This is a genomic window from Kineosporiaceae bacterium (assembly GCA_016713225.1).
Classification (GTDB): Bacteria; Actinomycetota; Actinomycetes; order Actinomycetales; family Kineosporiaceae; genus JADJPO01.
Window position 1 is genome coordinate 295,164 of the sequence record JADJPO010000003.1, and the last position, 14,656, is coordinate 309,819.

The 14,656-nt window shown below is 71.1% G+C and carries 10 protein-coding genes and 1 pseudogene; 5 read left to right on the top strand and 6 right to left on the bottom strand.

Annotation, left to right across the window (positions count from 1 at the left end; all coding sequences use genetic code 11):
• Window positions 1-67 precede the first annotated feature (67 nt).
• The 3 genes and pseudogenes from IPK24_12405 to IPK24_12415 form a co-directional block, all read right to left on the bottom strand.
• Window positions 68-1,147, bottom strand: a pseudogene (locus IPK24_12405) ((Fe-S)-binding protein).
• Between the two features lie 68 nt (window positions 1,148-1,215).
• Window positions 1,216-2,631, bottom strand: coding sequence for an FAD-binding protein (locus IPK24_12410; protein ID MBK8076338.1), 1,416 nt, complete (start codon window positions 2,629-2,631; stop codon window positions 1,216-1,218).
• A complete protein-coding gene (locus IPK24_12415; GenBank protein ID MBK8076339.1) occupies window positions 2,628-4,427 on the bottom strand; it encodes an L-lactate permease in 1,800 nt (599 codons plus the stop codon). The genes IPK24_12410 and IPK24_12415 overlap by 4 nt, the downstream gene beginning before the upstream one ends.
• A 183-nt stretch (window positions 4,428-4,610) precedes the next feature.
• On the opposite strand from IPK24_12415, the gene IPK24_12420 reads away from it, so the two are divergent.
• Window positions 4,611-5,324 (top strand): FadR family transcriptional regulator, encoded by a 714-nt coding sequence (locus IPK24_12420; GenBank protein MBK8076340.1) that lies wholly within the window; start codon window positions 4,611-4,613, stop codon window positions 5,322-5,324.
• Window positions 5,325-5,396: 72 nt separating this feature from the next.
• Here IPK24_12420 and IPK24_12425 read toward each other — a convergent pair whose 3' ends face one another.
• The 3 genes from IPK24_12425 to IPK24_12435 are packed head-to-tail and all read right to left on the bottom strand — an operon-like array spanning window position 5,397 to window position 10,238.
• Window positions 5,397-9,107 (bottom strand): fibronectin type III domain-containing protein, encoded by a 3,711-nt coding sequence (locus IPK24_12425; protein MBK8076341.1) that lies wholly within the window; start codon window positions 9,105-9,107, stop codon window positions 5,397-5,399.
• A gap of 55 nt (window positions 9,108-9,162) precedes the next feature.
• Complete coding sequence (locus IPK24_12430; protein MBK8076342.1) at window positions 9,163-9,465, bottom strand: AzlD domain-containing protein; 303 nt, start codon at window positions 9,463-9,465, stop codon at window positions 9,163-9,165.
• Window positions 9,462-10,238, bottom strand: a complete 777-nt coding sequence (locus IPK24_12435) for an AzlC family ABC transporter permease (GenBank protein ID MBK8076343.1) — start codon at window positions 10,236-10,238, stop codon at window positions 9,462-9,464. Before IPK24_12435 ends, IPK24_12430 begins: the two co-directional genes overlap by 4 nt.
• Here IPK24_12435 and IPK24_12440 point away from each other — a divergent pair.
• The 4 genes from IPK24_12440 (at window position 10,237) to IPK24_12455 (ending at window position 14,628) form a co-directional block, all read left to right on the top strand.
• Window positions 10,237-10,920, top strand: a complete 684-nt coding sequence (locus tag IPK24_12440) for an HAD-IA family hydrolase (GenBank protein ID MBK8076344.1) — start codon at window positions 10,237-10,239, stop codon at window positions 10,918-10,920. The genes IPK24_12435 and IPK24_12440 overlap by 2 nt on opposite strands.
• Window positions 10,889-11,737 carry an FAD-dependent thymidylate synthase gene (locus tag IPK24_12445; protein MBK8076345.1) on the top strand — a complete coding sequence of 283 codons (849 nt, stop codon included), beginning with the start codon at window positions 10,889-10,891 and terminating at the stop codon, window positions 11,735-11,737. Before IPK24_12440 ends, IPK24_12445 begins: the two co-directional genes overlap by 32 nt.
• Window positions 11,738-12,007: 270 nt before the next feature.
• Entirely contained in the window at window positions 12,008-12,946 is a 939-nt protein-coding gene (dapA, locus tag IPK24_12450; GenBank protein MBK8076346.1) for a 4-hydroxy-tetrahydrodipicolinate synthase, read from the top strand.
• Window positions 12,943-14,628, top strand: coding sequence for a ribonuclease J (locus tag IPK24_12455; GenBank protein ID MBK8076347.1), 1,686 nt, complete (start codon window positions 12,943-12,945; stop codon window positions 14,626-14,628). The genes dapA and IPK24_12455 overlap by 4 nt, the downstream gene beginning before the upstream one ends.
• Window positions 14,629-14,656: the final 28 nt, after the last annotated feature.

The window sequence follows — 14,656 nt, forward strand, 5'->3', positions numbered from 1 at the left end:
AATCGCGGCACCTGCGGAGCATCACCGGTTCCCTGCGGAGCATGAGCAGGTTTGGGGTGGTTGGGGGTCAGGGGAGGGCTCGGGCCAGGAGTTCGGCGAGGTGGAGGACCTTGGTGCGTGACCTCCGTCGGCGCAGACCACCGATCATCTGGCGTTGGCAGACGACGTTGACCACGATCAGGTAGTCGAGGTCGGCGGCCTCGATCTCGTCCAGATGGACGTCGAGCACGCGCTGAGAGTCCTTGCGGCGCAACAGGGAATACGTCCCGGCCGAACCACAGCACGACCCCGCCGAGGGCAGCTCGACGTAGTCGGCGACCCGGCCGATGAGCTCCCTCGGCGGCAGGGTCACCTTCAGGCCGTTGCGCAGGTGGCAGGAGTCCTGCAACCCCGCACGCGCTCGGCGGCCGTCGATCGTGAGCGGGACGAAGTCCGGCACCTGCTCGGGGTGCTCGGCCCACTGCGCGAGCAGGTACTCCGACAACTCGCGCACCCGCTCGCGCCCCAGCACCCCGGCCAGGTGGGCGCCGCACCCTCCTGCGGTGACCAGGATGGTGCCCGGCATCAGCCGGCCCATGGTCTCGGCCATATCGTGCGAGATCTGCGACTGCCCGTTGTGGGCGTGCATCGCCCCGCAACACCCCTGGCCGGACGGCACGTCGACCACTCCCGGCAGCAGTTTCAGCACCGAGCGCGACACGTTGGGGAACAAGGCCCGCTCGGCACACCCCAGCATCAGGTGGGCCTGGCCGGGCCGGGCCGCTCCGGTGCGGGGGGCGGCCCGCCGGACGACGCCCGCCGCGGTGAACGCCGGTGTCACCCGCATGGCGTTGCGCAGTCCCAACGCCAACGGCGGCACGTGGCGACCGCGCCACTGGTGATCGCGCCACTGCTCGAGCAGGTGCCCGTACTGGACGCCGGCTGGGCAGACGCTCTCGCAGGCCCGGCAGCCGAGACAGAAGGCCGCCTGTTCCTGCAGGGTCGGATCGTCCTCGTCCAGCCGGCCGGTCTCCAGTGCCCGCATCAACGTGATGCGACCGCGCGGGCTGGAGCGTTCGTCCTGGGTCATCTTGTAGGTCGGGCAGGCCGGTAGGCAGAAACCACACGAGATGCAGGCATTGAGCAGGTCGGGATCGAAAATCCCTCGCCGCGTGGTGGTTTCGTCAGCTGGTGGCGCCGCGACCGGCACCGCAGCGTCACCCACCGACTCGGCGCTCACGAGCCGAGCTTTCCGGGATTGAGGATGCCCGCCGGGTCGAAGGCAGACTTCACCCGGCGCAGCAGAGCCATCTGGTCATCGCCCAGCCGGGCGTTGAGCCACGGCCGTTTCGCCGCCCCCACACCGTGTTCGCCGGTGATGGTGCCACCCAGGTTCATGGCGGCGTGGAACACCTCGTCGAAGGCGGCCTCGGCCCGGTGGCGGGCGTCGCCGTCGTCCGGGTCGAACACGATCGTCGGGTGCAGGTTGCCGTCGCCGGCGTGGCCGAAGGTCGCGCACACCACGTCGTGCCGGACGGCGATGGCATCGATCGTCGCCACCATCTCGGCCAACTTCGGCCGCGGCACGGTGACGTCCTCGAGCATCGTGATCGGTGCCAACCGGGCCAGCGCCGGCAGCGAGCACCGTCGTGCAGCGAGCAGGGCATCCGACTCCACCACGTCGCGCGCCCGGGTCACACCCCGGGCGCCGATCGAGGCGCAGGTCGCCGCCATCCGGTCCAGTGACAGCTCGACCGCGGCGTCCGACCCGTCGTCGCCGAAGAGCAGCAACGCGCCGGCCTGCCGGTCCAGCCCCAGCGCCGCGAAGTCCTCGACGGCGTTGATGCAGCGGTTGTCCAGGAACTCCAGGGTGGCCGGCAGCACGCCGTCCGAGATGATCTTCGCCACCGCGCGCCCGGCGTCGGACAGGTCGTCGAAGTAGGCCACCCCGGTGCCGGTGGTCGCCGGCATCGGCAGCAGGCCGACCGTGATCTCGGTGATCACCGCCAGGGTGCCCTCCGAGCCGGTCAACAGCCGGGTCAGGTCATAGCCGGCGACGTCCTTCCAGAGCCGCCCGCCGGTGCGGATCACCTCACCGGTCGGCAGCACGGCCTCGAGCCCGAGCACGTAGTTGCGGGTCACGCCGTACTTCAGGCCCCGCAGCCCGCCGGCACACATCGCCACGTTGCCGGCCACCGTCGAGACGGTGCGGCTGCCCGGGTCGGGGGCGTACAGCAGGCCCACGGCGGCCGCCGCGTCGTACAGCTCGGCCGTGGTGGCCCCGGCCTGGACGACGGCCAGCAGCTCGGCGGGATTGACCTCGAGCACCCGGTTGAGCCGCGTGAGCACCATGACGATGCCGCCGTGTTCGGGGATGGTCGCCGCCGACAGGTTCGATCCCGCCCCGCGCGGCGTCACCGGGATGCCGAGTCGGGTCGCCATCGCCAGGACGGCGCTGACCTGGGCGGTGTCGGCCGGCAGCACCACGGCGTCCGGCTGGGCACGGAACAACGGCGTGGCATCGCGCGAGAACGGTTCGACGTCGCCGTCGCTGGTCAGCACGAACGGGGCGCCGACGATGGCCCGCAGATCGTCCAGGACGGCGGGTGCCAGGCCCCGGTGACGGGCCGGGGTGGTGGCGTGGGCGGTCATGGCAGCATCCAACCGAGAACCGGCGTGGACTGCAGGAACACCAGCGTGCACAGGAAGAGCAGCAGCCCCAGGCTCCACGGCAGCACCCGGCGCAGGATCGCCGACTCCTGACCGTCCAGGCCGGCCGAGCTGGCCGCGATGGTCAGGTTCTGCGGGCTGATCATCTTGCCGACCACACCGCCGGTGGTGTTGGCCGAGACCAGCAGCGTCGGGTCGATGCCGGCCTTGGCGCCGGCGGTGGCCTGCAGCTTGGCGAACAGCGCGTTGGCGCTGGTGTCCGAGCCGGTGACCGCGGTGCCGATCCAGCCCAGCACGGGGGACAGGAACGCGAAGAACGCGCCGGTGCCGGCGATCCAGGTGCCGATCGTGATGGTCTGACCGGAGAAGTTCATCACGTAGGCCAGGGCCAGCACGCCCATCACGGTCAGGATCGCGAGCTTCAACTTGTTCAGCGTCGAGGTGAAGTCGGCGATCGCCGTCGCCGGGGTGACCTTGTACACCAACGCCACGATCACACCGCTCAGCAGCAGCAGGGTGCCGGGGTTGGACAGCCAGGTCAGGGTGTAGATGGTCGAGGTGATCGGTTTTCCGGACGAGCCCAGCACGTGGCCGTCCAACCCGGGCCAGCCGATCTTGCGGTCGGTGCCGGCGAGGAAGGTCTTCACCGCGGGGACCAGCTTGGACACCGAGAACACCGCGATCACCAGCAGGTAGGGGAACAGGGCCATCCAGATCCGGCCCTGGGTGAGCGGTCCGTCGTCCAGGAAGGAGCCCGAAGTCGTCTTGGTCCGCGTCGTGGTGGCCGTGGTGCTGCTGCCGCGGCCGTCCGCACGGGCGGCGTCCGCCTCGACATCGCGGTCTGCGGCCAGCCGCTGGTGCGCCTCGTGGGCGCCGACCGGGGTCCAGACCCGCAGGAACAGCACGGTGGCGGCCAGGCCGACCAGCGCGGCGACGATGTCGGTGAGCTCGACGGACAGGAAGTTGGAGGTCAGGAACTGGGCGCCGGCGAAGGACACGCCGGTGACCAGCGCCGCGGGCCAGACCTCGCGCAGGCCGCGGCGTCCGTCGACGATGAGCAGCAGGAGCAGCGGGACGAACGTCGCCAGAATCGGCGCCTGTCGTCCGACGACCGCGCCGATGTCCGCGGCGGGGATGCCGGTCAGGGTGGCCGCCGTGGTGATCGGGATCGCGATGGCGCCGAAGGCCACGGGGGCGGTGTTGGCCAGCAGCACCGTGGAGGCGGCGCGCAGCGGGGCGACGCCCAGGGCGATCAGCATCGTGGCCGTGATGGCGACCGGGGCGCCGAAACCGGCCAGCGCCTCGAGCAGGCCGCCGAAGCAGAACGCGATCAGCACGGCCTGGATGCGTGGATCCTCGCTGATCACGTCGAAGGTGCGGCGCAGGTCCTCGAACCGGCCACTGGTCACGGTCAACTGGTAGAGCCAGAGTGCGCAGAGCACGATCCACATGATCGGGAAGGCGCCGAACACGGCGCCCTGGGTGGCCGAGAGTGCCGCGAGGGGAGCGGGCATGCCATAGGCGAGGACGGCGACCAGGAACGCGGTGGCCACCCCGGCGAGCGAGGCGACGTAGGCCTTGGTCTTGACCACGCCGAGCAGGACGAAGACGACGACGAGTGGCAGCAGCCCCACCAGGGCGGAGAGGGCGAGGCTCCCGCCGACCGGGGACAGGCGCTGAGTGAAGTTCTCGGACAGCACGGGGGATGCCAGCTGAGGTGTCAGCTGGGCGGTCAAGGGCAGGGGGTTCACGGCGGCCTCCGGGATGCGACGGTGCATGGGGGAGTACGGCAGATGGGACAACTGCGGGGAGCGAGGTGGTTCTGCAGTGATGTGGTAGGACCACACGGTGTTCCTGCCACGATAGAGTGACGTGTCGTAGGTAACAAGAGCTTTTGGGAATCAATGTCCGAATCAACCGCACGTCCTCGCGAGGAGGCCCGGATGACCGCGACCGAGGAGATGGCTCAGGGCTGGCGACCGGTGCAACGGGCGAAGACCTACGAGCTGGTCCTGGACCGCATCGAGGAGCAGATCTCCTCCGGTCGCCTCGTCGTCGGTGACCGGTTGCCCTCCGAGCGTCAGCTCGCCGACGTGCTCGGGGTGAGCCGGGTCGCCGTCCGGGAGGCCCTGCGGGTGCTCGAGGCGATGGGCGTGATCGTGCAGGGCACCGGGTCGGGGCCGGAGGCCGGCACCGTGCTCACCGCCCAGCCCGCCGAGGCACTCGCCCGCCTGGTGCGGCTGCACGTCACCCTGGCCAGCGTCGGCTCGCGGGACGTGGTGCGGGCGCGCATCGCCCTCGAACGGGAGTCGGCCCGGCTCGCCGCCGTCCACGCGTCGGCGCAGGATCACACCGAGATCCGCCGTCACCTGGCCGCGATGGACGATCCGGACGTCACCCCGGAGGTGTTCAACGACGAGGACACCGCCTTTCACGTGGCGATCGCCCGGGCCAGTGGCAACCCGCTCGTGGCCGAGATGACCACGGCGCTGCGTCTGGCCATGCGCGCCACCCTGCTCGCCCACCTGCAGGACGCCGACGACTTCGCCGGCGTGACCGGGCGCCTCTGCGGTGAACACCACGGCATCCACCAGGCACTGCTGGACGGCGAGGGAGCGCGAGCCGCCGACCTGGTCGAGGCCCACATCGCCGCCTTCTACGGCGCCGCGGACTGACTCGGTGGCTCGGCTGGTGCTTCGGCTGGTGGTTCGGTCTGAGGCTCGGCCGCTGGCTCAAGCCGGTGGTGCTCAGGCGGTGCCCGTCCGGCTGTTGCTGGCCGGGCCGGTGCCTGCCGTGTTGATGTCGGCAACCGTGACGGTGTAGGTCACGCCGGCGGTGAGCCCGGTGATCGTGCACGAGGTGCCGGCCCCGGAGCAGGTCCGCGTGGTGTACCCGGACGCCGTGGCGGTCGCCACATGGGACGAGACCGTGGCGCCGCCGTTCCACGCCGGCGACGACCAGGTCGCGGTGAGCTGTCCTGCAACGGGTTTGGTGACGCTGGCCAGGGTGGGCGCCGCCGGAGCGATCACCACACCCCAGTGCCGTGCCAGGTACTCCTCACCGGTCCGCCGCTCGGCCGCGGTGAGGGCACGGTTGAACACCAGGATCTCGCCGAGGTCGCCGTCGAGCGGATAGCTGTAGTCGGCCGACGCGTTCGCGTCCTCGGCGCCGATGGCCAGGCTGTCCCCGTGTGCGGTGTCCCACGATCCTGCGATCGTCGAGGTCGTCGAGGTCCCGACCCCGTTGGCGGCGACCGCGTTGGTGATCGCGCCGACGGCGGAGGAGAACACCGCCGAGATCACCGTCGGGCTGGCGGTGGCCGGCGTCGAGACGTAATTCGCGCTCAACGACGCGTTGTAGGAGTCGGCCTGGTATGTGTCGACCGCCGTGGTGCCGCCAAACGCCTTCGCGAACAGACCGGTGCCCCACCCCTGGTTCCAGATGGCGATCGTCGCGGCGTTGTTCGTTCCGGCGGTGCCGGCGGTCGAGCGGCTCGCCGCCACCGCCAGGATGGACCGATTGGCCGCGGCGAGCGCGCCGACCCCCGACGACGTGACCGCATAGCTGTGGGGTTGCGTCTTGTCGAAACGCAGCGCCTGTCGGCCGTTGATCGCGCTCGCGGTGAGGGTGGCCCCCGTCGCGCTGAGCCGCGGTGCATCGTGGCCGTTGCCGGACCGGTCGCGCCAACACCCGATCTGGCTGCCGGTGGTGGCATCGGAGCCGCTGCAGTCTGCGGCGGTCGAGAGTGAGGTCGAGTGCTGGGCATCGACCCAGATCGGCACCGCTGCCGAGGTGAACAGCGAGGTCGGATAGGCCGCGACCGTGACCCCGGAGGAGGCCGGGCCGGTGCCGACGGAGTTGGCCGCCGTGACGGTGACCGTGTACGGCGCGCCGTTCGTCATGCCGGTCACGGTGCAGGGCGACGAGGCACAGGAGGCCGTGAGTGTCGACAGCGATCCGTCCAGCGGCGTGGCGGTGATCGTGTACGCCGTGATGGCGGCGCCGCCGTTCCAGGGCGCCGTCCAGGACACCGTCGCCTGAGTGTTGCCGCCCGTGGCCGACACGCCGCCCGGGGCGCCCGGGGTGATGATCGTGCCCCACTTGCGGGCCAGGTATTCGTCCAGGGTGCGTCGCTCGGCCGTGGCGAGGTCACCCGTGAACACGATCACCTCGGGAATGGGGCCGGCCCACCAGACCGGATTGCCCGGCAGACCGCCGAGCAACAGCGAGGTCGACACGGTGGACACCGCCGCGGCGGCGGTGCTCTGGCCGAGCCCGTTCACCGAGATCGAGGACGACCCCGAGGTGAAGCCCGAGATGAGCTGGAACTGACTGTTCTGCGCCACGGTCGTGGGCAGGCTCGAGGCGGTCGGTGCACCCGAGTAGGCATCCGCGACGAGCGGCCCCGAGTTGAGGTACCACGAGCGCGCCTGGCCCACGGCCGAATTCCCCCAGAGCATCAAGAGGCGATAGTCCACGGTGCCGGTCAGCTTCGCGGCCATCGCTGTCGTCGAGGTCGTCGTCCCGGTGGGCAGGGTGGAGGTCGCCAACGCGAAGTGGTCGTCGACGCCGTCGAAGGTCGGCGCCAGATGCCCGTTCAGCGAGGTGGTCGAGGCGCGGCTCGCCGCGGTGGTCTGGACGACGTGGTTGCCCTGTCCGGACTTGTCCGCCCAGCATCCGATGGCTGTCGAGCTGACCGCTCCGCTGCATGCCGCCGAGGCGAACAGGGTCGTGGTGTCGGCACCGTCGAGCCAGAGCCGCAACCGTGAGGTGGTCATGATCGAGGCCGGGTAGGGGATCGCCGTGACCGTCGAGGACGCCGCGCCGGTCCCGACGGCATTCGTCGCCGTGACCGTGATCGAGTAGGTGACGCCGTGCGTCAGCCCGCTCAGCGTGCACCCGGTGGACGCCGCGGTGCAGGTCCGCGTGGGCAGCGCGCCGTCCGAGGGCACGGCGGTCGCGGTGTATCCGGTGACGGCCGAGCCACCGTTCCAGGTGGGAGCGCCCCAGGTGACGGCCACACTGGTGTCGCCGGCCGTCGCGGCGGGCGAGGTCGGTGCGGACGGTGGCACCGCCACCGCCCACTTGCGGGCCAGGTACTCCTCCACCGCCCGGCGTTCCCCGGTGGACAGGGTGCCGGCGACGACGATCACCTCCGGAATCGGTCCCTGCCACGGGTAACTGCTGCCCCAACTGGCCAGGTAGGCGTTGGCGGAGGAGGTGTTGAAGGCTGCCGCCGTGCCCGCCGTGTACGCCGTCCCGTCCCGTGCGGTGCGGACGGACGCCCCCGCGAACTCGCTGACCCCGATCGTGGTGGTGTTCGCCGCGAACGACCCGGGGCTGGAATAGCCGTTGGTGTGGGCGTCGGCGAACACCGCGGCGCTGCCGGCGTCCTTGGCGAAGATGCGCTTCAGGTTCGTGCTGGCAGTCCCCCACGCGAGCACCGTGCGATATGAGGACGACGCGAGAGCCGGGTCGGTGGGCTGGACGACGTGCAACTGCGTGCTGGCCGAGGTCCCGGTGGGCAGCAGAGACGGGTTCAGCGTCATCCGGTCGTCACTGCCGTCGAAGGTGGGCGCCGATCGGGGCAGGTTCGCCGCGGCGAGGACCGGCCGGCTGGCCACACTGGCCTGCACGGCGTGGTTGCCCTGGCCGGACTTGTCGGCCCAGCACCCGATGCTGGTCGTGGCTGCGCCCCCCGAACAGGAGGAGTCGGCGTACAGGGTCGCTCCGTCGGCCCCGTCGAGCCAGAGTCTCAGCCGCGCCGGGGTCATCACCGTGGACGGGAACGGGAATCCGGTGGCCGACGACGCCGGCCCGGTGCCGACGTTCGACGTCGCCGTGACGGTGACGGTGTAGGCCGTGCCGTTGTCGAGCGCGGACCACGCACACGTGGTGGTGGGAGCGGCGACGCTGCAGGTTGCCGATCCGCTGTTCGGCGCCGGGCTGATGGTCGCCGAGTACGAGGCCACCGTGCCGCCGTTGCCGGCCGGCGCCGACCAGGACGCCGACAGCGCGCCGTCCGTGGGGGTGAGGACGAGCGAGCCGGGCGGGTCCGGGAATCCGGCGCAGGGTGCCATGGCGGCGCTCTCGGCACTCGACACCCAGGTGTTCACGCGAGCCCGGACCGTGGGGGTCAGCGCCGTCACCGGCACCGTGACCGAGACACCACTCGAGGCGCCGACGGCCAGGTTGGTGGCTGCTCCGTCGGTGACGTCGTAGGTCACGACAGGGGGAGTGCCGGCCGCAGGCGTCCAGGTGACCAGGCACGTGGTTGCCGAGGTACGAGTCGCCGCCACCGCAGTCGGCACGTAGGCCGACAGGTCCTGAGCACTCAGCGTCGACGGCGGCCCGGACGTGGTGGCCGAGAAGGTCGATGCGACCGTACTGAGCATCATCATCGCCGCGACGAAGCTCGCGACCCCCACCCCCGCGGGAGCCATCGTTGCCCGACGCACTGGCACGATGCTCCATCGGCAGGTTCGCCGACCTACTTGATCTCTTTCGCCGGGTTCAGCCGAGTGCTCGCAGGCCGGCGGCCACCACGGCGGCGGCCACCACCACGATCACGAACGGTGCCCTGCGCCAGAGCAGGATGGCGGCCACCGCCACGGCGGGGATCCGGGCATCGAGACTCAGCGCTCGGCCCGACCCGACCGTCTGCACCGCCACCAGGGCCGACAGCAACGCCACCGTCACCATCGCTGCGGTCCGGGTGACCTTCGGCCGCTCCAGCCAGTGGTGCGGTGCCAGGTACCCGGCCACCTTGGTGAGGTAACACAGCCCACACGCCGCGAGCAGCGCCGTCCAGGTCATGACGCGCTCCTCACGTCGGGTTGGTCGGCACGGACGGTCGCGCCGGCCAACGCCACGAGAACCGTTGCCAGCACGGGGATCCCGGCCGGGACGATCGGGATCAACACCGCCGCCAGGGTGGCGGAGCCGAGGGCCACGGCCCGAGGGCGCAGCGAGCGCAGTCGGGGCCAGAGCAAGCCGAGGAAGGCGGCCGCCGCAGCGGCGTCCATGCCGAAGGTGCGCGGGTCGCCCACCGCGTCACCGGCGAGCGCACCCAGCAGGGTGGTCAGGTTCCACAACACGAACACGGCGATCCCGGTGCTCCAGAACCCCAGCCGGATCAGCTCGGGTGAGGTCTGTGCCGTACCCACCGCCGTCGATTCGTCGATCGTCAGCTGGGCCGCCACCGGACGCCGCCAGCCCCGTTCGCGCAGCAACGGCGCCATCTGCAACCCGTAGAACCCGTTGCGCACCCCCAGCAGACCCGCCGTGGCGGCCGCGGCGGCACCGCCCCCGCCGCCCCCGATGACGCCGACGAAGGCGAACTGCGAGCCGCCGGTGAACATCGCCAGACTCAGCACGCAGGTCTGAGCCAGGCTCAACCCGCTCGCCACCGAGAGGGCGCCGAAACTGACGCCGTAGGCGGCCGTGGCCACGCCCACCGACGCGGCCTGACGGACGACGGCGCGCCGCGCTGCGGACGGGTCGGGGGTATCGGGGCTCACGGCAGGCAGTCTGCCCGTCGTGTCGGTCGGATGCGTCGCCAGGGTCGCCCGCTCGTAGGGTGCGGCCATGAGCATCCACCCCCCGGGGCTCGGCGAGGTCGGCCGGCGCCGGTTCGCCGCCGTGCTGTTCGATCTGGACGGCACGCTGATCGACTCGACCCCGGCGGTGGTGCGCTCGTGGGACCTGTGGGCGCGCGAACGCGGGCTGGCGAGCCTGCCGATCGAGATCCCGCACGGCGTGCCCGCCCGTCAGGTGCTCGTCGACCTGGTGCCGGCCGACGAGGTGGAGGCGGCGTTCGCCCGCATCGAGGCCATCGAGACCGGTCAGCTGGAGGGCATCACGGTGCTGCCCGGAGCGTTCGAGGCCCTGGCTGCGCTGCCTGCCGATCGGGCCGCCATCGTCACCTCGGGGACCCCGCCGCTGGTGCGGGCCCGGCTCGAGATCACGGCGTTGCCGGCGCCACCTCTGGTGATCACCCCGGACGACGTGCCGCGAGGCAAGCCCGATCCGGCGCCGTACCGGCTGGCCGCCGAGCGACTCGGTCTCGACCCGCGTGAGTGTCTGGTGGTCGAGGATGCGCCGGCCGGGCTGACCTCGGGCCGGCTGGCCGGCTGCACCACCCTGGCGCTGACCACGACGCACAGCGCCGCCGAATTGGCCGCCTGTGTCCCGGATGCGGTGATCGGCTCGCTGGCCGAGGTACGTTTCGAGCTGCTCGATGGCACCGTCAGGGTCGTTCGGGCTGGGTAGATCAGCGTGGATCTGTAGTCTCGGCCGGGTGAGTGACGACATCACGCTGGCCTCGCCCGAGTTGCGCCTCGACGTCCGGAAGGACCCTGCGGCGGACGACGGTCACGAGGCGACCTTCCGCTCCGAGGTCACCGTCGAGTTGGTCCGGGCCGCGGCCCGTGACGCCGATGTGGTGTTCGCCGCGCGGGTCTCGACCCAGGGGGAGCAGACCCTGGCTCACGTGGACGACGAGGCCGACCGGTCCCGCGGTCTGATCAACTACCTGATGCGCGACCGTCACGGCAGCCCGTTCGAGCACAACTCGATGACCTTCTACGTGCAAGCCCCGATCTTCGTGTTCCGCGAGTTCATGCGGCACCGGATCGCCTCCTACAACGAGGAGTCGGGGCGCTACCGCGAGCTGCGTCCGGTGTTCTACGTGCCCGGCCCGCAGCGCAAGCTGGTGCAGATCGGCAAGCCCGGGGCCTACGACTTCGTCGACGGCACCCCCGAGCAGTCAGCCCTGGTCGAGGCCGAGACCAAGGCCGCCTGCACCCAGGCCTATGCCGCGTATCAGCGCATGCTGGCCGCCGGGGTGGCCCGCGAGGTGGCCCGGATCGTGCTGCCGGTGAGCATCTACTCCTCGATGTACGTGACGATGAACGCCCGGGCGCTGATGAACTTCCTGTCGCTGCGCACCAAGCGCGAGAACGCCACCAACCCCTCGTTCCCGCAGCGTGAGATCGAGATGTGCGCGGAGCAGATGGAGGCGTTCTGGCAGGGCCTGATGCCCTTGACCCACGCCGCCTTCGAGGCCAACGGCCGCGTCGCGCCCTGAGACCGACATCACCCGATTCGCGGCGTGGATACAGGTCGGAAGTCCCTGGTGATGCGTTGTGACCCACGTCACATAGGCGCCCGTGTAACACCCACCACCGAGACCCCGATGTAGCCCCCGGATCTCGGAGCTGCCCGGACCCCCGAGCGGGCAGCTCCGAGATCTGTCGTTTGTCGGGAGGCTCCCGGCGCCGACCCTCGGGCGCTCAGCCGCCCCCGCACCTCGCCCAGCGGCGTCCGTGATCTCGGGGTGACCTCTATCCTCGGACACATGTCATCCACCGCGGCTGTCCCCGCTGCGCCGGCCTCCTCGGTTCGGCGCCCGTTCGGCTCCGTGCTGACCGCGATGGTCACCCCGTTCACTGCTGCGGGTGACCTCGACCTGGACGGTGCCCAGGCACTCGCCGCCCACCTGGTCGCGACCGGCCACGACGGCATCGTCGTGTCGGGCACCACGGGGGAGTCGCCGACCACCAGCGACACCGAGAAGGATGCGCTGCTGCGCGCCGTCCTGGACGCCGTGGGTGAGCAGGCGACCATCGTGGCGGGCGTGGGCACCAACGACACCCGCCACACCATCGAGCTCGCCGAAGCGGCCGCCAAGGCCGGCGCTCACGGACTGCTCGTGGTCACGCCCTACTACAACAAGCCACCGGCCGAGAGCCTGGTCGCCCACTTCACAGCCGTGGCCGATGCCACCGACCTGCCGTGCATGCTCTACGACATCCCCGGCCGCGCCGGCGTGCGCATCTCCACGCCGGTGCTGCGGCGGCTCGCCGACCACCCCCGGATCACCGCCGTCAAGGACGCCACCGGCGACCTGGTGGCCGGCATGGAGGTGATGGCGAGCACCGACCTCGCCTACTACTGCGGGGACGACGCGTTGAACCTGCCGTGGTTGAGCGTGGGTGCCGTCGGGGTGGTGAGCGTGGTCGGCCATGTCGCCGGCGCCCGGCACGCGGCCCTGGTCGCCGCGGTCGATGCCGGTGACCTGGCGACGGCGCGGCAGATCAACGCCGGCCTGATCGGTCTGACCCAGGCCATCATGAGCCCGGCCTCGCAAGGGGCCATCCGCTCCAAGGCCGCCATGGAGCTGCTCGGCGTGATCGGCAGCCGTGCCACGCGCCTGCCCCTGCTGGCCGCCTCGCCGGCCGAGGTGGACGTCGTCCGACAAGCCCTGACAACTGCCGGGATGGTGCCGTCCTCGTGAGTCATCCGCATCCCGAGCTGGGTTCGCCGCCGCCGCTGGCCGAGGGTGGCCTGCGCGTCATCCCGCTGGGTGGCCTGGGCGAGATCGGGCGCAACATGACCGTCCTCGAGCACGCCGGCAAGCTGCTCGTCATCGACTGTGGGGTGCTGTTCCCCGAGGACCACCAGCCCGGCGTCGACCTGATCCTGCCGGACTTCTCGGTGATCGCCGATCGGATGGACGACATCGTCGCGGTCATCCTGACCCACGGTCACGAGGACCACATCGGCGCCGTCCCGTATCTGCTGCGCCGACGCGAGGACCTGCCGCTGATCGGCTCGCAGCTCACCCTGGCGCTGGTCGAGGCCAAGCTGCGCGAGCACCGGATCACCCCGCTCACGTTCGCGGTGGCCGAGGGCCAGCGCGAGCGGTTCGGCCCGTTCGACTGCGAGTTCGTCGCGGTCAACCACTCCATCCCGGACGCCCTGGCCGTCGCCGTGCGCACCGCGGCGGGCGTCGTCCTGCACACCGGCGACTTCAAGATGGACCAGTTGCCGCTGGACGGCCGGATCACCGATCTGCGGGCCTTCGCGCGGCTCGGTGAGGCGGGGGTCGACCTGTTCATGGTCGACTCGACCAACGCCGAGGTGCCCGGCTTCACCACCTCCGAGCGGGAGATCGCGCCGGTGCTCGACCGGGTGTTCGGCCAGGCCGAGCGGCGGCTGATCGTGGCCAGTTTCGCCTCCCACGTGCACCGGGTGCAGCAGGTGCTGGACGCCGCCCACGCCCACGGCCGCCGGGTTGCGCTGGTCGGGCGCTCGATGGTGCGCAACATGGGGGTCGCCTCCGACCTGGGCTATCTGAAGGTGCCGGACGGCGTCCTGATCGACCCGAAGGCGTTGGACGACCTGCCGGACGACCGCGTGGTGCTGATGTGCACGGGTTCGCAGGGCGAACCGATGGCCGCGCTGTCACGGATGGCCCACGGTGAGCACCAGATCAGGGTCGGGCGCGGAGACACCGTGGTGTTGGCCAGCTCGCTGATCCCGGGCAACGAGAACGCGGTCTACCGCGTGATCAACGGGCTGACCCGGCTGGGGGCGACGGTGGTGCACCAGGGCAATGCCCGGGTTCACGTCAGTGGCCACGCCTCGGCCGGTGAGCTGCTCTACTGCTACAACATCGTGCAGCCGCGCAACGTGATGCCGGTGCACGGCGAGGTGCGTCACCTGGTGGCCAATGCCGACCTGGCCATCGCCACCGGGGTGCCGCGCGACCGCGTGGTGGTCGCCGAGGACGGGGTCGTGGTCGACCTGGTCGACGGTGTCGCCAAGGTGGTTGGGGCGCTGCCCTGCGGGTATGTCTATGTCGACGGCGCGAGTGTGGGCGAGCTCACCGAGGCCGACCTCAAGGACCGGCGCATCCTGGGCGAGGAGGGTTTCATCTCGGTGATCGTCGTGGTCGACTCCGGCAGCGGCAAGGTGGTCGCGGGGCCGGAGATCCACGCGCGCGGGTTCGCCGAGGACGACACCGTCTTCGACGCGGTGCGGCCACGCATCGTCGAGGCGTTGGCCGCCGCCGCCGGGGACGGCAATGCCGACACCTACGGGATGCAGCAGATCGTGCGCCGCACGGTGGGCAAATGGGTCTCGGAGCGGTACCGGCGCCGCCCCATGATCATTCCGGTGGTCATCGAAGCATGAACAGCTATCGCGGGGGCGAGAACGGGAC

Coding starts and splice junctions, on each gene's coding strand:
- IPK24_12410 (MBK8076338.1), bottom strand. CDS start 2,631: ATGACCGCCCACGCCACCACCCCGGCCCGTCACCGGGGCCTGGCACCC.
- IPK24_12415 (MBK8076339.1), bottom strand. CDS start 4,427: ATGCACCGTCGCATCCCGGAGGCCGCCGTGAACCCCCTGCCCTTGACC.
- IPK24_12420 (MBK8076340.1), top strand. CDS start 4,611: ATGGCTCAGGGCTGGCGACCGGTGCAACGGGCGAAGACCTACGAGCTG.
- IPK24_12430 (MBK8076342.1), bottom strand. CDS start 9,465: ATGACCTGGACGGCGCTGCTCGCGGCGTGTGGGCTGTGTTACCTCACC.
- IPK24_12440 (MBK8076344.1), top strand. CDS start 10,237: ATGAGCATCCACCCCCCGGGGCTCGGCGAGGTCGGCCGGCGCCGGTTC.
- IPK24_12435 (MBK8076343.1), bottom strand. CDS start 10,238: ATGGCCGCACCCTACGAGCGGGCGACCCTGGCGACGCATCCGACCGAC.
- IPK24_12445 (MBK8076345.1), top strand. CDS start 10,889: ATGGCACCGTCAGGGTCGTTCGGGCTGGGTAGATCAGCGTGGATCTGT.
- dapA (MBK8076346.1), top strand. CDS start 12,008: ATGTCATCCACCGCGGCTGTCCCCGCTGCGCCGGCCTCCTCGGTTCGG.